The organism is Streptomyces sp. NPDC048002, assembly GCF_040653275.1.
Classification (GTDB): Bacteria; Actinomycetota; Actinomycetes; order Streptomycetales; family Streptomycetaceae; genus Streptomyces.
This window is the reverse complement of sequence record NZ_JBEZNL010000044.1, coordinates 19,981-39,951: the sequence shown is the minus strand read 5'-3', so window position 1 is coordinate 39,951 and position 19,971 is coordinate 19,981. Positions and strand designations below refer to the sequence as shown.

General features: G+C 67.4%; 9 protein-coding genes. 2 read left to right on the top strand and 7 right to left on the bottom strand.

The window, feature by feature from the left end; genetic code table 11:
* Positions 1–58: 58 nt before the first annotated feature.
* Positions 59–7,243 (bottom strand): polymorphic toxin-type HINT domain-containing protein, encoded by a 7,185-nt coding sequence (locus AB0E07_RS34160; RefSeq protein WP_362260804.1) that lies wholly within the window; start codon positions 7,241–7,243, stop codon positions 59–61.
* 446 nt (positions 7,244–7,689) lie between these two features.
* Here AB0E07_RS34160 and AB0E07_RS34155 point away from each other — a divergent pair, with 446 nt between their 5' ends.
* On the top strand, positions 7,690–11,163 hold the full coding sequence (locus AB0E07_RS34155; RefSeq protein WP_362260802.1) for a DNRLRE domain-containing protein: 3,474 nt from the start codon (positions 7,690–7,692) through the stop codon (positions 11,161–11,163).
* Positions 11,164–11,337: 174 nt separating this feature from the next.
* Here the strand turns inward: AB0E07_RS34155 and AB0E07_RS34150 are convergent.
* Positions 11,338–12,590, bottom strand: a protein-coding gene (locus tag AB0E07_RS34150) for an IS3 family transposase (RefSeq protein ID WP_362260799.1) whose coding sequence is annotated in 2 segments (ribosomal slippage) — positions 11,338–12,308 and positions 12,308–12,590 — 1,254 coding nt in all. Because the reading frame shifts where the segments join, the coding sequence is not laid out codon by codon here.
* A 208-nt stretch (positions 12,591–12,798) separates the two neighbouring features.
* Between AB0E07_RS34150 and AB0E07_RS34145 the strand changes: the two genes are divergently transcribed.
* Entirely contained in the window at positions 12,799–13,296 is a 498-nt protein-coding gene (locus tag AB0E07_RS34145; protein ID WP_041820447.1) for a hypothetical protein, read from the top strand.
* Positions 13,297–13,742: 446 nt separating this feature from the next.
* Here AB0E07_RS34145 and AB0E07_RS34140 read toward each other — a convergent pair whose 3' ends face one another.
* From AB0E07_RS34140 to AB0E07_RS34120, 5 genes are all read right to left on the bottom strand, one after another.
* On the bottom strand, positions 13,743–15,353 hold the full coding sequence (locus tag AB0E07_RS34140) for an ABC transporter ATP-binding protein (RefSeq protein WP_362260796.1): 1,611 nt from the start codon (positions 15,351–15,353) through the stop codon (positions 13,743–13,745).
* Entirely contained in the window at positions 15,346–16,311 is a 966-nt protein-coding gene (locus AB0E07_RS34135; protein WP_362260794.1) for an ABC transporter permease, read from the bottom strand. Before AB0E07_RS34135 ends, AB0E07_RS34140 begins: the two co-directional genes overlap by 8 nt.
* A 2-nt stretch (positions 16,312–16,313) precedes the next feature.
* Positions 16,314–17,339, bottom strand: coding sequence for an ABC transporter permease (locus AB0E07_RS34130; RefSeq protein WP_362260792.1), 1,026 nt, complete (start codon positions 17,337–17,339; stop codon positions 16,314–16,316).
* Entirely contained in the window at positions 17,336–18,967 is a 1,632-nt protein-coding gene (locus AB0E07_RS34125) for an ABC transporter substrate-binding protein (protein WP_362260790.1), read from the bottom strand. Before AB0E07_RS34125 ends, AB0E07_RS34130 begins: the two co-directional genes overlap by 4 nt.
* 140 nt (positions 18,968–19,107) lie before the next feature.
* The gene (locus tag AB0E07_RS34120) at positions 19,108–19,758 is read right to left on the bottom strand and encodes a hydrolase (protein ID WP_015662479.1); all 651 of its coding nucleotides are present in this window, start codon (positions 19,756–19,758) and stop codon (positions 19,108–19,110) included.
* Positions 19,759–19,971 lie beyond the last annotated feature (213 nt).

Below are 19,971 nucleotides of genomic sequence, written 5' to 3'. Positions count from 1 at the left end.
AGTGAAACACGAATCGGCGGCCGATCCAGGTGGATCGGCCGCCGACTACTTTCCTGACTCAGTCAGGAAGTCCCGTGAATTTTTCAGTCCTACGCGGCGAAATCACCCACAGTTGAACACCCTCGGGCAGCATGTCAGGCAATGTACTTCTACATGTTCCACAGGTCCCCGTCGGGTAGTCGATGTAGAGCACGGCCTTTCTGATACCTGGATTCATACGCAAGAACGCTGCTGCGTGAGTCTCCACGTGCTCCCCGTTGGCCTTCGTGCGACCTGGAAGGTTCTTGAGGAGTCCCGACTGGCCACCTGGACCGCTAATCATCGGAAGCTGATCGGTTCCGACGTCAAGGATGCCCACAGTGCGCCGGGGGTAGTCCTTCTGCAAATCCTTCAGGTTAGGTCCACAGTTTGCATTGTGAACGAGTACCGGGGTCTGCCCCGCCAGAACATAGTACGTGTGCAAGTCGTCAACGGTGAGGTTGTACGTGCGTGCATGCCTGCTGAAGGCACGGTTCGCGGTGACGATGACGGTGGTGCCCTCGTCGGTGAGGAGGGTCATACCCGAGTCGAGTTCGGCCGCTTCGATCCAGTCCTGCTGCGATGGTGACCAGAACGGGTGCTCGTGGGTGGCCGTCAGCTTCTCGATGCCGTCCGGTGTGGCGATGGAGAGCTCGTTGAAGTGCTTGTCGTGTTCGGTGACGATGAGATGGGTGACCTTGCGGGCGCCGGTTTCGCCGCTTTCCGGGTCGGTGGCCAGAACTTCGTCACCGACCTTGACGTCTTCGATGTCCTGAGTGTCGCCGTTGGCCATGAGGACGTCGGTGCCAGCAAGGAAGCATCTGTTGCACTTGCTCAACCATTTATCGACCGCTTCTTTGCCCTTCTTGAGCACTGAGTCAGGGACCAGCTTCAGTGCTTTGGCATAGGGCAGGTCCATTGATGCGGATCCGCAGCTTGAGAGCGTTGGGCCCGAAAGACAGTCCTGCCAGTCCGAGGGGTCGGGGAAGATGAGCGAGACAGCGATACCCAGGATCGTTTCCTGAACTTGATTGTTGTACGGCTTGTACACCGTCTTCTTGCCCGCACCAGGATGTTCACTGCCCCGCTTGACGGTGCTGTGAAGGTCGCCCTCGCCGTCGTAAGTCCATGCGGTGTTCTCGTAATGGTAGGACCAGGTGCCGTCTGAGTTCTGAGTCATCCAGTCCCGGTAGGTATTGGATCCACCGTTGTCGCAACTCGTGTCGCACTGAGTGACGGGCTTCAGTCCATCGGGATCGCTGGTGCTGATCGGGCTGTTCTTGGCGTAGCTGTATCCGTTCATCTGCAGCGGATCCGCGATGTCGAGGATCGGGTCCGCGGACAGGAACCGTCCGGAGATCTGGTCGTATTCGCGTGCGCCGATATGGGTCAGTCCCGTGCTGGCGTCATCGATGCCGGCGCCCAGGTAGCTCCGCTTGTTCGGCCAGGCTGCGGGCTTGGTTCCGCGAGTTTCACCGAAGGGTTTGAAGGCGCGGCGGGTGACCGTCTGGCCGGTGGCCGTCTCGACGGTGGTGTTCGCCGTGCCGAGGTGGTCGGTGAGCAGGATGTTGAGTTTGTGGCCGGTGGTCGAGCCGTTCGTGGTCGTTCGGGTGGCTGCTGGCGCGCCGGCTTGGGCGTACGTGCGGGATGCCTTGGTGATACTGCCCGTGGGGTTCGTGGTCAGCTCCGTCTCGCCCAGGTAGAGGGTGGAGCCGGACGGGGAGTTCTCCAGGATGCGGTTGCCGTCGGCGTCGTAGACGTAGGTGGTCTTGGTGCCGTCGTCGGTGATGGAGCCGAGTTTGTTCTCGGGTGTCCAGTCGAGGTTCTGGGTGGTGTTGTGCAGGTCGCGGACTTCGGTGTTGCCTGTCGCGTCGTACGTGTAGGAGCTGCCCTTGCCTGCGGTTGTGGAGGTGATCCACGTCATGGTGTGGGGTTGTGTCTGGTACGACGGGGTGGTGCCGTTGCCGGCGACGGTCGTGCCGTGCCCGTAGGTGAGGGTGACGTTCTTGCTGGGGTCGGCGGTGTCGCGTTCGGTCAGGGTGGCGCGGTTGCCGAGCCAGTCGTAGGTGAAGGACTGGCGGTAGGCGGTGTCGCCGGTGGAGAGGGTGGCGGTGTCGGGGGCAGCTGCGGCGAGGGTTGTCGACAGTGAGGTGTCGGGGGTGGCGGCGTCGGTGGATTCGTCGGGAGCGTCAGTGACGGGGCCGGTTGAGGGCGTGTAGTCGGTGCGGTGGCCCCAGGTGGCGCCGTTGGCGGATTTGCAGCCGGTGCCCTTGCCGTCGGGGGCGGTCTGTGACGTCCATGCGTGGGTGAGTTCGCCCATGACGTCGTAGGTGAAGCACTGGGTGTCCCACGTCTTTCCGGTCGTCTCCGTCAGCTCGCGGGCGTTGGAGGTGATGGTGCCGGAGAGGTCGTAGGAGTAGTAGCTGTCGGTGATGCGGTGGGTGGCGGTCTCTCGGTCGGTGATGGTGCGCTGGAGGCTGCCGGTGTGGGGGTTGACGAAGTTGGTTGTCCACACGCGGTGGGGCTGGGCGCCGGAGACGGTGCGCAGGACTTCGCCGTAGGGAGAGTAGGTGGCGTCGGCGGTGTACCAGGTCAGGCCGGAGGTTGATTCGGGCAGACCGTCAGTGTTGTAGCGGGTGACGACCTTTTCGCTGGCCAGGCCGCCCTTGGCGGGGAGGGTGACGGACTGCGGCTGTCCGGTGGGTGTGTAGGTGTAGGTGTAGGCGTAGGTGCCGGACAGTCCGGTGGTCATCGCGTTCGCGGGGATGACGGTTTCGCTGCCGGTGACGCGGTATTCGGCGTCGTAGCCGGTGACGCGGTTGGTGTAGTCGCCGTCCGGGGTGTGCCGGATGGAGGCGGTCAGCTGGCCGAGTGCGCCGGTGATGTCGGTGTCGTAGGTGTATTCCTTGGCCGGGCTGGCGGTGGCGGAGCCGTGGCGTATGTAGCGGACGCGGCCGAGGATGTCGTACTCGGTGAACGTCTCCTGCTGGCGGGCGTCCTTGGTGTGGTTGGGGCGGTCCGCGTCGTCGTAGCCGGTGGTGGTGGTGCCGGTGTCGGGGTCCGTTGTGGAGGTCAGCCGGCCGCGCGCATCGTAGGCGTAGGTCCAGGCGTTGCCTGCCGGGTCGGTGACTTTGCTGCGGTTGCCGCGGGCGTCGTACTCGTAGGCGGTGGTGCGCCCGGTGTCGCCGCTGTCGCGGGTGTAGTGCTTGACGGAGGTGACGCGGCCCAGGGCGTCGACGTTCGTCCGAGTCCGGGGGGCCGTGGAACCAGGGGGGTTGACCTCGGTGTAGGTGTCGCTGTGGGTGGTGTAGGTGGCGTACTTGTAGTTGCCGCCGTGGTAGACGGAGGCGCGGTACTGGCGTTCGAGGCCGTCGTAGCGGTATTTGACGGAGCTCGGTACCAGGTCCAGGGACTTGGGCTGGAACATGGTGGTGCTGGGGTCGCCCTTGGCGAGATAGCCGCTGGACTTCTCCCAGACGAGGCCATGGTCGTTGTAGTGGGTGTCCGTGATGATCCGGCCGGGGCCGTGGGCGTCGGTCTGGGTCTGGACTTCGCGCTGCAGGCCGTCGTAGAGGGTGATGGTGGTGGCGTAGGAGCCGTCGTCCTTGAGTGTCTGGAGGGTGACCGAGGCGGGGCGGTTGGTCTTGGAGGTAGCCGTGGCTGCCTGGTAGGAGATCTGCACGCTCGGCGATTGGCCGGCGGTGGAGCGGGAGGGGGACCAGCCCTTGACCACGCGTCCGAGGGCGTCGTACTCGTTGCGGGTGACGCGGCTGTTGGCGTCGGTGACGGTGAGCGGCAGACTCCGGCCGGGGTCGAAGGTCGTGATGCTGCTGTGGCCCTTGGCGTTGATGGACTTCACCTGAGTGAGAGGGCCGCCGTCGTCGCCGGGCGTGTACTGCGTTTCGGTTGTTCCGGCCCCGGGGGTTGTGACGGTGCGCACCCGGCCGAGGGGGTCGTAGCTGGTGGTCGTCACATGGGTGTGGGCGGTGCCGGTGCCATTGATGCCGGCCGTCGAGGTGAGGAGGCCCTTGGTAGGGGTGGCGCCGTAGGTGAGGTTGTCGTAGCTGTGCTGCACCGATGACTTCAGCTGGGTGGCCGGATCAGCGGTGGCCTGGGCTGCGCAGCTGGTGCCGGTGACGCGGACCTGCTTGGGCAGGCCGATCAGCCAGTCCGTGGTGTTGTGCAGGTAGGAGGTGGTGGTGCAGGTCCGGTCGGTGAGGGTCTCGGAGGTCCCGCTGGGCTTGATGACGGCTGTCTCCACCTGCAGGGGCAGTCCGTAGGTGTCGTCAACCGTTGTTGTCGTGCGGACGCCGCGCCAGGTGTAATCAACGGTCTGGATCTCATCGGTGCGCTTGATGTAAGTGCGGTGGGCAAGCAGCGGCTCGCCTGCTGTCGCGTCCTCGTTCTCCCGGGCGCGGGAGGCAGTCTGCTGGGAGTCGGGGAAGTTCAGCTGGCGCTTGAGTACCTTGCCGCCGGAGGCGACATGGGTGATCGTCTCTGCCGTCATGCCGGCGAACTGCGGTGCGTCATCGGTGGCGAGGGTCTGGGTGGCGGTGGAGTCCTTCACTTCGCCTCCGACGCCCAGGAAGTAGCGGTTGAGGGTGTAGGACTGGCTGTTCAGCACACCGGCCGTGGAGGTGATCTTGGCGCCCTTGCGGACGGCGACCTGGCGGTAGCCCTTCCAGTCGCTGTGGGTACGCAGGGCGGGGCGCTGGAACTCGTCGTCGCTCTTGGACCAGGCGGCCTGGGTGTAGGTGTACTTGGTGGTGACGGGAACTCCGTGTGAGGTGACCTTGTCGGTCTCGGTCACGGAGGACACGACGTACTTGTTGAACCAGGCCTTCTTGGGGGTGCGGTCGTCGCCGTCCGGCGACCAGCGCACCGGGTAGCAGGTGGTGTTGTTCTTGCCCTTGTCCTCGGCCGGCTCGAGCGCGCAGCCTCCGGTGTACTCGACTTCGATGTCGCCGCCGTATTCGGTGGAGACGGTGCCGATGCGGGGGCGGGTGAAGCCGGGCCGCTGGTCGGTCTTGCTGCGAGGGACGAGGTTGGGCAGCTGGCGGTCCATGAGCCGCCCGGCGAGCGGGGAGTTGGAGCCGACGGTGTAGGCGGCGAAGCTGACGCCGTCCTTGGACTGCAGGGTGCCGGTGGTGTCACCGGGGGCGTAGCCGGTGCGGGTGATGGAGTTCAGCCACAGGCCCGGGGAGGTGTCGTACCAGTTCTCCGGGAAGGACTGGGACAGGGTGTAGGTGTCGACAGGCCCGAGGCTGCTCTGTCCGGCCCGTGCGGCTTTGGTGGTGACCGTGTCCAGGCGCATCTGTGTCCAGAAGGACGGGAAGGACGGGCACAGTTTGGACGTCGACTTGCAGTTGAGGTTGCCGGGGGTGTCCCACCAGTAGCGGTAGGCGCCGGGGTCATCGGTCTTGGCGAAGTTCGCCGCGTCGCAGGCCGTCTCGGACTGCAGGCAGCGCTGTTTGGCACCGAACGTGACCGTGGCGGACGGCTTGGTCAGGGTGCTGGGACGCATCCCGTATTCGATGGACGTGGGGTAGGCGTGCCGGTCGTACTGCTCGGGGTTTTTGAACTTCTTGCGCGGTGCGTAGTAGTTCGTCTCCTGCTTCCAGTTGACGATCATCGTGTTGCCGTGGATGTCGACGACCTTGTCCAGGCCCCACCGCCAGGCCTGCTGCTTGCCGCTGCCGCAGCGGGAGTCGGCAAACGATGTGGCGTGGCACGGTTCGCCGGGGTGGTTGCCGAAGACGGGCACGGTGGAGACGGAGTTGGTGTCTGCGTGGCCGCCGCCGACCTGGTGCTGGCCGAAGTAGTAGCGGGTGCCCTCGGCCGTGGTGACAACCCAGTGCTCGCCGTTGTTGTCATCGTTGGCGGCGCCCACGCGGTGTTCGACGCGGGTGCCGTCGTCGTCCTGCGGCCGGTAGAGGTCGGTCGTCGTCTCGGGGTCAGCGGTGGTGTTGACCTCGCGGACGAGTTCGGTGGTCCTGCCGTTGAGGGACATCACCGCGTTGGCTGATACCCAGCACAGGTCGGAGGTCTTGTCCTTGGACGCGGTGTTGTTGGGAGTACCGGAAGTGAGTGTCTTGCGGTCGTCCTTGCAGGTGCGGTAACGGCGCTCGATGAAGCCCGGGTCGTAGCTCCATCCCTCGCCGATCCAGGAGGACTGGGGTGAGGAGACCGCGGTGCGGCCGTCGACTGCCTGGGAGTTGTACGCGAGGGAGATCTTCGGCGCCGGTCCTGCGGGCGGTTCGGGCAGGGTCAGCGGGTAGGACCAGGTGAAGGCTCCCGACGATCCTCCGGCCGCCCACTTGCCGTTGGTGGCCAGCGAAGTGGCCTTGAAGCTGCCACTGCCGGCACCGGAGTCGACGGCGGCGAGCACGGCGCTGTCTCCGGCGGCCGCGGGCGTCGCGGATGTGGACGTGCGGTAGGAAGCCTGGACAGCCCCGGCGCCGGCTGCAGGGGTGGACGGTGCGGAGGCCGGTGCAACGGTGCCGTCGGCGGCGGGGTCGACGGTGGCGGTCAGGGACCGGGCGGAGGGGTCGTTGTCGGTCTCGAGCTCCTCATAGGCCTGGCATGCCTCGTCGTCCGGAGTGGTCAGGTAGCACTCGGGGAACTGCACGAAGGTGAGCCGGGATGCCCAGTCGGCGCCGTAGAGGCTTTCGAACTTGGCGTAGTCGAGCTTGACGGAGACCGGCACGGCGCCGGTGGCGGGGGCCTGAACCACCATCAGGGTGCCGTCGATGCCCTGGCCGGCCGCGCTGGTCCGGTCGGGGATGGTGACCTGCCAGGTACCGGTCGGTGTCGGCTGGTCGGGGGCCTGGCCGAGACTGACCGGCAGGGTCCCCACCGGGCTGAGTGCCGCCTGCCGCGCGTCGGCGCTGGCCGAGGTGGGGGTGGCCGTCGATCCGAAGGTGACCGATCCGCTCACGTTGGAGGGCGGCGTCACGGTGCCGGCCGGCGGGGCAACGCGCTGCTTGGGGATCTCCGCCTTCAGCGTGTCCAGGGAGCGGTTGACGGGCCGGACACCGGGCACCGGAAGGTCCCGCTTGAGTGCCTCCAGCGTCAGCGTCTCCCGGCCGGTCTCCTCCTTCGCCGGGTCCGGGGGCAGCGCGAATGACTGCGCGGGCAGCAGTCCCACCAGCAGCGCGGCCGCCGTGACCGGCACGCCGATGCGGGCGTTGCGGGACTTGCGGGCATACGGAAGTCGACCGAACACGGCGGGGTCCCCCGGAACACTTGGAGCGGGACCGGAAACGGACCACGCGTGAAGACGTATCAGACCATGCAGATTCTGTGATCACGATGTGACGGAATTCCAGAGACGACGGCAGGATGTGATCATCACCACGGTGCGTAGCAATCAGTAGCGGGACGTCACGGGATGGATGTGCCGACGCGGCGCGATAGCGCCGCACACCTGCCCTGACCGGACTTTCGGCTCACTTCGTGGCGGTCCACCGCCATTCCCCCGGCCTGTGGCACGGTTTGGCAGATTTTGCGCCGCCGTCCCTGCGCGGCAGATGGTCCGCGGATCTCCGGCCCGACAGTGCGCTGACCTGCCGCCTTCGTCACCGGCGTCCTGGGCACAGAGTGACCACACCCCGCTCATAGGTCATCATCGGCTGGCCCGAAGGGGAACGAGGGGGAAGGGGAATCCGCCCGATGACGCGCAATTGGCTCCGTGTGCCCGGCCGCCGGGCCGGAGCGGCGGTGCTCGCCACCGCGCTCGCCGTGACCGGTGTCGTCTATGCCGGGATCGGCCTGGACAGCGATGACCGGCAGGACGCCGAGAGCCGTGACGGGCGCGCCCGGCCGGTGACCGAGGCCGCCGCGCTGGCACAGGCCGCGCACAGCGGCGAACGGGTTGAGGTCACTGCCGCACGCACCGCCCGCTCCACGACGTGGGCGCGGCCCGACGGCGGCCTGGCGAAGGATCTGTATGCCTCGGCCGTCCGCGCGAAGGTGGGCGGTGTGTGGAAGCCGATCGATCCGAATCTGGCCCGCACCAAGGACGGTTGGGAGCCGAAGGCCACCAACACCCGCATGGTGTTCTCCGACGGATCCGGCGGCCGGGGCACCGAGCGTGCCACCCGGACCGCTGTCCGGCGGGTCTCCCTGGTGAAGCAGGCCGCTGCAGACGCCGGCACCCCCCTGGTCACGCTGTATGTGGCCGGCGGAGCGCACGCGATCCAGCTGACGTGGCCCGGTCCCGTGCCGGCCCCGGTCATCGACGGCAACCGCGCTCTGTACCCGGAAATCTTCCCCGGCGGTGACCTGGTCCTCACCGCCGACGACGACGGTTTCGGCCAGATGGTGGTCCTCAAGAACCGGGCGGCGGCCTCCGATCCGCACGTGCAGCAGCTCGTCTACGGCCTCAATTCATCGACTCTGTCGTTCCGGATGGACCCGCTCTCCGGCATCGTCAGCGCCCTGGACGCCTACGGGGACGAGGTGGCGGTCTCCCCCACACCGTTGATGTGGGACAGCAGCGGAGCGCCCGCGGTCACTGACGGCACCGTCGGTGCAAGCGCCCAGCCGACCGCGCCCGAGGCTGCCGACACCACGAGTCCCTCCCCCACGGACAGCACCGAACCCAGCCCCACCGAGGAAGAACTCCCCGTCGAGTCGGACGAACAGAGCGACACCGACGTCGAGGACCTGCCCGACGCCAGCGACGGGCCCGAACCAACTGTCTCGGACTCGCCGCTGCCCTCGGCACCGGCCGAACCGACCCCCTCACCGTCGCAGACCGGTGCGGCCGCGACCCTGTCCTTGCCCTCCCTGAACGGGCCGGCACCCGATTCCCGCGGTGACCTCGTCGAAGCCGACCTCGGCGCCGGGGAGTGGACGCTCACCCCCAACCAGGACTTCCTGGCCGATCCGGCCACCACCTACCCCGTCTTCATCGACCCCGCCTTCAAGGAACAGGCCGACGACTGGACGACCGCCTACAGTCGTCACCCCAACGCCACCTTCTACAACGGACGGAACTTCAACGCCGGCGGCACCGACGAGGCCCGTGTCGGTTTCGAGTCCGACACCTGGGGGACCTCCCGGTCGTTCTTCAACGTCGTCTTCGACTCCGACCTCAAGGGCACGAAGATCACCAAGGCCAAGTTCACCGTGCTGGAGCGGTATGCCTGGTCCTGCAGTCCCCGCAGCATGAGTGTCCACGTCACCGGGCGGATCAACTCCCACACCAACTGGAAGAACGCCCCCCGTCTCCACGACGGAAACAAGCTCGCCACGAAGAGCTTCGCCCACGGCTACAAATCGAGCTGCGGCGACGAGTTCGAGGCGTTCGACGTGAAGAAGGGCGCTCAGGAAGCAGCCGACGACGGCGACGACATGATCACTTTCGGTATGCGGGCCCGGGACGAGAACTCCCAGTACGCGTGGAAGAAGTTCGAGGCCAACGGCGACTTCCCGCCGGTGCTCAGCCTGGAGTACAACCGCAAGCCGGCCATCGTCTCCAACTCCCTCGACCTCGGCCCGGACGGCAAGTGCACCACCACTAAGCCCTACGTCCGCATGGGCTCAGGCGATCTCACCTTCACCGCCAGGGGCACCGACAAGGACAAGAACCTCGACTACTTCGACTTCGACCTCTGGCAGCTCGGCGAGTGGAAGAACACCGGTGACCTCCTCGGCACCACCGGAAAAAAGACCGTCGCCAACGGCAGCGGAGATGCCCTGGTGACGACTTCAAAGTTCGCCACCAGCAGGCTCAAGAGCGGCGAAACCTACTCCTGGCGGGTCCGTGCCGTTGACGACGCGGAAAGCTCATCGGGCTACTACCCCACGAAGGCGCCCTGCCGGTTCGTCCTGGACACCACCGCGCCCAGACCGCCCAAGGTCACCTCCACCGACTTCCCCAACGCCGACGCCGGCGAGAACGGCTTCGGCAGCGGCGCCGAGGACGCCGTCTGGAGCGTGAAGAAGTTCGGCACGCCAGGAGCCTTCACCTTCCGCGCCGTCAACACGGACGTCAAGCGCTACGAGTACGGCTTCAACTCACCCACCTACACCGGCTCCATCAGCCGGGTCGCGGGCTCCGACACCTCCGTCACCCACACCATCACCAGCGCCAAACCCCCCAGCGCCGGACCCAACGTCCTCTACGTGCGGGCCGTCGACAGCGCCGACAACCCCTCCGAGCCCACCAAGTACCTCTTCTACGTCACCCCCCGCGACCAGGCCGACGGCCCCGGAGACTTCACCGGCGACGCACTGCCCGACCTCATGGTCGCCACCGAAGCCGGCAACCTCGCCCTCTACCCCTCCCAGCAGGACACCACCCTGAACAAGGGAACCGGCGACCTGGACTTCTCCATGCCCGGCGCCTACCGCGCCAACCCCGACAAGGACCCCAACGGCGACGACCTCCCGCCCTACACCGCCGCCCCCAGCGGCCACTTCAAGAACTCCCTCATCACCCACAACGGCGACATCACCGGCGGCGACGGCCTCCAAGACCTCATCGTCCGCGTCGAAGGCAAACTCTGGGTCTACCCCGGCGACGGCTACGGCGCCGTCAACCTCGACAAACGCCAACAGATCCTCCTGCCCGACAACGCCCCCAGCCCCTCCGCCTTCACCCAGATCACCGCAGCCGGCGACATCACCGGCGACGGCCGCACCGACATCCTCGCCACCGCCACCAACGGCACCGACGACGAACTCTGGGCCTTCACCGGCTACCACGGCGCCACCGTCGACCAGGCCATCCGCCTCATCGCCTCCTCCTGGAAAGACCGCGACATCGTCACCGTCCAGGACATCTCCGGCGACAACATCGCCGACCTCCTCTACCGCTCCGACCTCACCGGACGCCTCCTCCTCCGCAAGGGAATCGCCGCATCCAGCGGCGGCGTCGACCCCAACTCCCTCGCCACCGCCGCAGCCTCATCCGGCGGAACCGACCACGAATACGCAGCATCCGGCTGGACCCGCACCGCCATCCCCATGCTCACCGGCACCCCCGACGCCAACAACGACACCATCCCCGACATCTGGGCCATCCGCTCCGACGGCTCCGTCACCTTCTCCACCGGCGGCAGAACCGGACTCACCGGCAACCCCATCCAGATCTACGGACCCCAACCCTTCTGGCTCACCCGCACCGCCATCGGATAACACAAACACCACGCCTGCCTCCCCCACCCTCAACCAGCAGGGGAGGCAGGCCAGCAATCGCCGCTCACCACAGCCGAGACACACCACACTCCGCTACACGACCATCCACCCAGCCCCAACGCTGCTGCATTGCACACCAGCCGGCACTGAACCGCCCTGTGTCAGGTAGAGATCTCAGATTATGGTTGTGACCTGGAGTTTCGCGGATTGCTTGTGGTGATTGGTCTCGTATTCGACGGGCGGAACGTGGCCTATCTCACCGTGGAGTCTTCGGTGGTTGTACCAGTCGACCCACTCTGCGGTGGCCAACTCGACCTGGGAGAGTGACTTCCAGGGCCGTTGGGGCTTGATCAGCTCGGTCTTGTACAGGCCGATCGTGCTCTCCATCAGGGCATTGTCGTAGGCGTCGCCGACCGATCCGATCGAGGCGGCGATGCCGGCGGCGTCCAGATGCTCGGCGAGGCGGAAGCTCGTATATTGCGATCCGGCGTCCGAGTGGTGCATCAACTCGCCTGGCTGGACGGGGTGTTGGTCGCGGTCGCGTTGCCACACGGCCATCTCCAGGGCGTCCAGGACGAAGACCGTTTCCTTCACGGTGGCTGCGGACCAGCCGACGATCCGGCGGGAGAACGTGTCCACGACGAAGGCGACGTAGACGACACCGGCCCAGGTCTTGACGTGGGTGAAGTCCGCGACCCAGCAGCGGTTCGGGGCGGCGGCGACGAAGTCGCGGTCCAGCAGGTCCGGTGCCCGTTCGGCCTGCCCGCCGGGCAGCGTGGTGATCACGCGCTTACCGCGGACCGCTCCGGTGATGCCGAGTTCGCGCATCAGGCGTTCGACGGTGCAACGGGCCACGTGGCAGCCCTGCCGGTTCAGCTCACGCCAGATCTTCCTGGCCCCGTAGACGCGGTAGTTGGCCTCGAAGACCTCGCTGATCTGTTCCTTGAGTACGGCATCCCGCACGGTCCTGGCCGACGGCGTGCTCCGTCGTTTGTGGTGGGCGTAGTAGGTGGAGGGGGCGATCTTGCAGTCGTGTCCGGTGAGGGTTCTGCAGATCGGCTCGACGCCGCCGAAGCGGTCCCGGTGCTCGTCGATGAAGGCTACGAGCGCGTTTGTGGCCGGTCGAGCTCGGCCGCGAAGAAACTTGCCGCGGCCTTCAGGATCTCGTTGGCCCGCTTGAGTTCGGCGTTCTCCTTCTTCAACGCCTTGAGCTGGGCGGACTCCTCCGTCGTCGTCCCCGGACGTGTACCCGCGTCGATCTCGTGCTGCTTCACCCAGTTCCGCAGCGTCTCGCGGGAGCCGATGTCGAGCTTCTCGGTCACCGCCTGCAGAGCGGCCGTCTCGTTCGGGTAGTCGTCGCGCACCTCGGCGACCATGCGCACCGCACGACGGCGGAGCTCAAGCGGGTAACGGGAAGGTCGTGCCATGACTCGATCCTTTCATGAAATCGAGTCTCCATTCGAACCGGGGCGGTTCACCGCCCGGTATGGGCGGCCAGCGCCGCGAGCAAGAAGGTCTTCATCGCCACCATCGGGCGCGCGCAGCGGACGGAGAAGACTCGACTGACTAAGGAACTCGCCCGCGATGAACGGGTACTGGCCGAGATTGACGCCCACTGCGGAACGGGGGCATGACGTGGCCCGCATCAGCGACGAGACCCGGCGGAACAACGAAACCGCCATTCGTCACGTTATGGACCGGCTCCTCGCCGGTGACGTTCCCTCGGGCGGCAAGTGCGACATCAAGACCCTCGCGACCCAGGCCGGGGTCGCCCGCACCGGCTTCTATCCCAAGAAGAACCGCGACGGCTCGCCGCGGCCGGGCCCTTACCAGCACCTGGCGGAGGAGTTCGAGCGGCGGCTGGCCGAGCTTCGGGAAACGGGCGTGATCCCGGACCCGCGGGCGGCACAGATCGAGCGGCTCAAGGAACAGGTCTCCGGGCTGAAGGAGCGTCTCGCCGCACGTGACGTGGAGATCGATGGGCTCACTGACTTCCGGGAGCGGGCTCTGTCGCAGATCGCCGCCCAGCGGATAGAGATCGAACGGCTTCGCGACGTCTTGGCCGAGCCATCGAATGTCCGCGCTCTGCCGAACAGTTCGCGAGCAAGTGCGCCGTACGGATCGTGTAGCTGACCGCCCGCTCCAGCACCGGTTTCATCCGGCACTCGCGCAGGTTGAGGTACTTCGACACCTGCGAGAACGTTCATGTACAGGAGTGGGGCATCCGGTCGAAGACTGATGGGTGCCCCGCCATCCTGCGTTGAGATGGGAGCTCCTCGCCTGGCCGAGGACCTGCCGCCTCTGGGCCGTCCGAACGTCCCTTCTCCATCGGTCTGGTGACGCTGGGGCCCCTGTGACTCTGACTGCTACTTGGCGGGGCAGCGGGAACGAGACCAGGTCGTGGCTGGGCGGTGACTCGCAGTTGGCGGTTCTGTGGATCGGAAGTTGGCGAGGATGGGAGTGTCCCAGTCATTGACGCCAGCGCGGCACCTCCGGATCAGGGTGGCCTGAGAGATGCCGGGTCGGCCCTCATTCAACGGTCAAGCAGTACTGACCAGAGGGGACACCGTCCGTTCGTTTCACTGGTTGACGCCAGGCTCCTGTGGAGGCGGCACGTGAGGGGCCAGAGCCTGGGGTGTGAAGTCGGACTCGGCGAGCTTCCCTTGCTGCATGATGACGACACGGTTGGCGACCTGGTCGATCGCCGTGAGGTCGTGGCTGATGAACAGGGCCGCGAAGCCCAGCTCCTGTTGCAATGTGGTGAAAAGGTCGAGCACTCGTGCCTGGACGGATAGGTCCAGGGCGGAGGTGGGCTCGTCCGCGACTACCAGTCGGGGGTTCAGTGCGAGGGCGCGGGCCAGGCTCGCGCGTTGGCGTTGGCCTCCGCTGAGTTCGTGTGGATAGCGGTCCGTGTACGCCGACGGTAGGTGCACCGCGTCCAGGAGTGACTCGACCCGAGCCCGGATGGCTCGGGGCCCGAGGTGGCGTTGGTGGACGGTCAGCGGCTCGGCGACGCTGTCGCCGATGGTGAGCTGTGGGTTGAAGCTGGCTGCCGGGTCCTGGAAGACGTAGCCGATGTGGTGGGTTCGGCTGTGCCGGCTGCGGCGGGCGGTCAGTGGTCGGCCGAATACGTACAGTTCGCCGGCAGTGACGCGGGTCAGTCCGGCGATGGCCCGGCCGATGGTGGTCTTGCCGCTGCCGCTTGCGCCTACCAGGCCCAGGACTTCGTTCGGGCGGATGACGAAGGTGGCCCTGTCGACCGCGCGGAAGGATGGCCGTCCAAGTCGCCCTGGGTAGTCGACGACCAGTCCGTCGGCTCGTACGACGGGCTGCTCGGAGTCCGCTGCCGGGGCAAGCGTGCGTCCTTTTCCTGTGGAGACGACGGCGGGTATGGCAGTTGACGGACGGGGCATGTGCGCATGACCGGGCAGCGGGTACAGGCTGCGGGCCGTGCCCTGCTCCACGACTTTCATGATTCGGCCTTCGCGTATCGTCGCCACGCGGTCGGCGATGTCGGCGACCGTCCTGGTGTTGTGAGTGATCAGCAGCAGGGCGGTGCCGAAGTCGGTGCGACAGCGGTGCAACAGGGCCAAGATGTCGGCTTGGGCTGTGGTGTCCAGGGCTGTGGTCGGCTCGTCGGCCAGGATGAGTTTGGCGCCTGTCGCCAAGGCCATGGCGATCAAGACGCGTTGCTTTTGGCCGCCGGAGAGCTGGTGCGGGTAGTGGTTCACCCGGGTGTCCGGGTCTGGGAGGCCGACCGTGGCGAGCCACTCGATGGCCCGGGCCCGGCGATCGGTTTTGCTGCGGCCGTGTCCGTGCGCTCGTAGCACTTCGGCGAGCTGCCAGCCGATGGTGAAGACCGGGTTGAGGGTGGTGGACGGTTCCGGGAAGACCATGGCGGCCAGTGCGCCGCGCAGGGCGCGCAACCGGGCGGGAGACGCGGTCAGTACGTCCTCGGCAGGGTCGGTGGTGCCGTCGCCGAGCAGCACCCGGCCGCGAGTGGCCGCCGTGGCGGGCAGGAGCCCGAGGACGGACTTGGCGGTCACGGTCTTGCCGCTGCCGCTCTCGCCGACCAGCGCGAGCACTTCCCCGGGCTCGATCGAGAGGCTCACTCCGTTCACGGCGGTGACGGGCCCGGTGTCGGTGGCGAAGGTGACGTGCAGGTCCTCGATGCGCAGCAGGTCAGGCATTGCTGGCGCCCTCCTCGCGTACGGTCGCCGGGCCGCGCTGGCGCAGCCGTGGGTCGGCCAGGTCGGTGAGGCCCTCGCCGAGCAGGGTCGTGCCGAGGACGGTGAGCATGATGGCCAGGCCGGGTGGCAGCGCGGTCCACCAGATGCCCGCGGTGACGTCCGCGACCGACCGGCCCAGGTCATAGCCCCACTCGGCGGCGGAGTTGGGCTCGATGCCCATGCCGAGGAAGCCGAGGCCGGCCAGGGTGAGGAGGGCGTCGGAGGCGTTGAGGGTGAGGAGCAGCGGGAGGGTGCGCACGGAGTTGCGCAGCACGTGGCGGACCATGATGCGCCGCGTGCTGGTGCCGATGACCTGAGCCGCTTCCACGTAGGGCTCCGTCTTCACTCGGATCGCTTCGGACCGCACGACCCGGAAGTACTGCGGTACGAAGGCCACGGAAACGGCACAGGCCGTCGCGCCCAGGCCACCGGCGAGGCTGGACTGGCCGCCGCTCATCGCGAGCGACATGACGACGGCGAGCAGCAGGGGCGGGAACGCGTACAACGCATCGGCCACCCCTACCAGCAGTCGGTCCAGTCGGCCGCCGAGATAGCCGGAGACCAGGCCCAGAACGGTTCCCGGGACCGCCGACAGCAGCAGCGCCATGGTGATGATCTCGATGGCGGTCCGGGCGCCCCAGATGGTGCGCGAGAGCACGTCGTACCCGGTGACAGTGGTGCCCAAGGGATGATCGCCGCCGGGGGGCTGGTGGGCACCGAACAACTCTCCGCCGTCCTGTAGTTGGGCGTAGCCGTACGGTGCCAGCAGGGGCGCTGCAAGGGCGGTGAGCAGGACCAGCCCGGTCAGCGCAGCTCCGATGAGCAGCATGGCCCGCTGCACGCCGGTCCCCGCGCGCAACCGGGCACGCACTCGGCCCGGCGGCAGGGTCCGAGGAGGGTCGGGGATGCGGTCGGCCATGCTCAGTACTTCACCCGGGGATCGACCAGCGCCACGGCGACGTCGACGAGGAAGTTCGTCACCGCGACGATGACGGCCGCCAGGGCCACGATTCCTTGCACAGCCGGGAAGTCACGAGCTGTCAGGTAGTGAACGAGCCGGTGGCCCAGACCCTGCCACTCAAAGGTGGTTTCGATCAGGACGGCTCCGCCGAGCAGCGCGGCGACCTGAAGCCCAAGAGCGGTGACGACCGGGGCCAGCGCGGGCCGGGCGGCGTGCAACGTGACCAGCCGGAATGGCGTCACCCCGCGTGATCGGGCGGCCTCGACGTAGTCGGCGTGCAGGGTGGCGATGAAGTTCGTGCGCACCAGCCGCAGCAGCACGCCCGCCAGTACCAGTCCCAGCGCGAGGGCGGGCAGTACCGCGTGCCTCAGCACGTCGGCCACGGCCGTGCGGTTGCCGCTGCGCAGGGCGTCGACCAGGTAGAGGCCGGTGGTGTTGGTCTGGTCGTGGAGGAACAGCTGGACGTCGGGGCTCGCCCGGCCGGAGGCGGGCAGCCAGCCGAGCCAGACGGCGAAGACGAGTTTGAGCAGCAGGCCGAGGAAGAAGACGGGCACGGCGTAGGTGAGGATCGCGAACAGCCGCAGCGCCACGTCCGGTGCGCGGTCCCGGTACCAGGCGGCGACCATGCCAAGCGGGACACCGACGACCAGGGCCACGGTGAGGGCGTAGGCGGCGAGTTCGGCGGTGGCTGCTCCGTGCGTGCTCAGCACCTGTGTGACGGGCTGGTTGTCGGTGGCGGTGCGGCCGAAGTCGCCGGTCGCCAGGGCCCGCAGATAGTCCGCGTACTGGGTGAGCAGCGGCCGGTCGTAGCCCGCCTCGTGGAGCTTGTCCTCCAGCTGGGCTGGGGTGAGCCGGCTGCCGAAGGCGGCGGTAACTGGGTCTCCGGTCGCGCGCATGAGGAAGAAGACCAGGCTGACCAGGATCAGCACGGTGGGGATGACGAGCAGGAACCGGGTGGCCAGGTAGCGGGCGAGAGCGTGGCTCACTTCTTCGCGAGCTCCGCCCAGCGGAACTGGTACGTCGCGTCCAGTTCGGCCGGTACGCCGCTGAGGCTGGTGCGGGTGACGATCGGTGTGGAGCCTTGGAGCAGCGGGATCAGCGGGGCCGACGCGGCGGCCTTGTCCTGTACCTGCTTGAGCAGGGCCGCCCGCTTGGCCGTATCCGTCTCGGTCTGTTCCCGGGCGATCAGGTCCCGTACAGCCGGGTCGCGGTACTGGCCGGCGCCGGCGTAGAACGGGGACAGGTAGTTGTCGGCGTCGAGGTAGTCGGCGTGCCAGCCGAGTTGGTACAGCGGGTAGCGGCCGGCGACGAGGTCCTTGTTGTACTGGGTCCACTCGGTGGACTGCAGCTGCACCGTGAACAGGCCGGTTGCTTCGAGCTGGGTCTTGATCAGGGTGTACTCGTCCGCCGAGGACGTGCCGTAGTGGTCGGTGTTGTATTGCAGGTTGAGGGTGACCGGGGTGCTCACCTTCGCGGCCTTGAGCCGGGCGGCTGCCGCGGCTTTGTCGGGGCCGCCCTTCTTGTCTCCGTACAGCGACTTGAAGGAGGGGACGGCGCCGGGGAGGCCGTCCGGCACCGAGGTGTAGAGCGGGCGGTAGCTGTTCTTGTAGACCTGCTGGGCGAGTTGGGCCCGGTCTATGGAGTGGGCGATGGCCTGCCGGACGGCCAGGGCCTTCGCCTCGTCGGGGTTCTTGGTGCCGCTGCCGTAGGGCTGGGCCTTGAGATCGAAGACGAGGTAGCGGACGTCGTTGCCGGAGCCGGTGTGGACCTGGATGCCTTTCTTGGTGGACAGGTCGTTCAGGTCGGCCGTGCCGAGGGTGCGGTGGACGGCGTCGAGGGCGCCCTGCTGGATGTCCAGCTTCATGTTGGCGGCGTCGGTGTAGTACTTGAGCCGGACGTTCTTGGTCTTCGGGGTGCCGAGCTGACCCTGGTAGGCGGTGTTGGCGGTGAAGGCGATCAGCGAGTTCTTGTCGTAGGTGGCGATGCCGTACGGGCCGTTCCAGGGCTTGCTGGCCACGACGGCCCGGTCGTCGAGAAGCTTGTCCGCCGGGAAGACCTGTTCGTCGACGATGAAGGCTGCTGTCGTCGACAGCACCTGCGGGAACAGGGTGTCGTCGGCCGACTTGAGGGTGAAGACCACGGTCGTGGGCGTCGGCGCGGCGACGGAGGAGAGGTTGTACAGCAGCGGGGACGGGCCGCCCGGGTCGGCGATCCGCAGCATCCGGTCGAAGCTGAACTTCACGTCGGACGCCGTCAGTTGGTGTCCGTTGGCGAACGTCAGCCCGGGCTTCAGGGTGACCGTGTACTCCTTGGCCCCGGTCGGCTCGATCCCGGACGCGAGGTCCGGCGTCACCTCGGACGAGCCGTTTTTGGCACTGAGCAGGGTTGCGTAGATCTCGCTCGCGACTGCGCCGGAGCCCGCGTTCCAGGCGCCCGCCGGGTCGAGGCTCGTGACCTGATCGGTCGTACCGATGGTGATCACGGCACCGCCAGATTGCCGGCCGTCCGAGGTCTTGGTGCTGGTGCAGCCGAGGGCGGCCAGCAGCAGGGCGGTGCCGAGGGAGAGCGTGCCGACGCCGGACGGGATCGGTCTTATGCCTATGCGGAATGGCATGGAGGCTTTCTACTTCCAAATCAGTCGGTGCACACGGGAGTTCCGCTGTAAGACTGCCGCAGATCGACTGCCGAGGCAGCGCGGACGGGCCGCGCCGGGGGCCGTCGCTCACGGCAGCCGTGAGCGACGGCCCTGTGGCGTCACGTCTTGTCGAGGCCCAGTAGCTGGAACTCCCAGGCGAGGCTGGTGCCGACTCCGCCGCCATGGGCGAACAGGATCTCGGCGAAGCCGGGCACGGTCGCCTCTCGCGCCCAGTCCCGCTGCCACTCTCCGGCGACGGCCATCCAGGTCAGCGGTACGACCCCGGCCTGGACCATCCGCTGAACGGCGCGTTCGTGGGCCTCGGGACTCACACCTCCGCACGCGTCGGTGACCGCGAAGACCTTGTAGCCGTCGGCGAGGGCGTGGACGGCGGGGAAGGTGACGCAGATCTCCGTCCACAGGCCGGCGATGAGCAGGTTCCTGCGGCCGGTGACACGGACGGCATCCACGACCCGCTGGTCCTCCCAGCTGTTGACCGTGGTGCGCTCGATGGGCTCCTGATCGGGTAAGACCTCCTGGATCTGCGGGATCAGGCGGCCGCCGCGGTCGGCCACCACGGTGGTGAGAATCGTCGGCACGCCGAACAGCTTGGCGGCCTTCGTCAGACCGGCTGCCGCGTTGACTACGGCTCCGGGCTCGTGGCTGTGCAGCCCGGCGAACTGCGAGCCTTGGTGGTCGATCATCAGCAGGACGCTGTCCTGGGGGGTGATCAGGGCCTGTAAGCCGGTGTAGGGGGCGGCAGCGGTCATGTCGCTCTCTCCGTTTCGCAGGTGGCCCTCAGGTGCGGGCCGACGTCACCCTCACCCTTGCCCGCCCGGCGGATTGGCGGCGTCAGTCAGATGACTGGTTCGGCACGACCGGCATCACGGTGGGGACGCGGCTGGAGTGAGGGCGAGTGGCTCAATCCAGGCAGGGCCGGGGGTGCTTGCGGCCTCGACGGCACTCCCCAAGGTCGGGGCCGC

Excerpts from the sequence above, each read along its gene's own strand:
- AB0E07_RS34155 (WP_362260802.1), top strand. The coding sequence starts at position 7,690 with ATGACGCGCAATTGGCTCCGTGTGCCCGGCCGCCGGGCCGGAGCGGCG.
- AB0E07_RS34140 (WP_362260796.1), bottom strand. The coding sequence starts at position 15,353 with ATGCCTGACCTGCTGCGCATCGAGGACCTGCACGTCACCTTCGCCACC.
- AB0E07_RS34135 (WP_362260794.1), bottom strand. The coding sequence starts at position 16,311 with ATGGCCGACCGCATCCCCGACCCTCCTCGGACCCTGCCGCCGGGCCGA.
- AB0E07_RS34120 (WP_015662479.1), bottom strand. The coding sequence starts at position 19,758 with ATGACCGCTGCCGCCCCCTACACCGGCTTACAGGCCCTGATCACCCCC.
- AB0E07_RS34125 (WP_362260790.1), bottom strand. The coding sequence starts at position 18,967 with ATGCCATTCCGCATAGGCATAAGACCGATCCCGTCCGGCGTCGGCACG.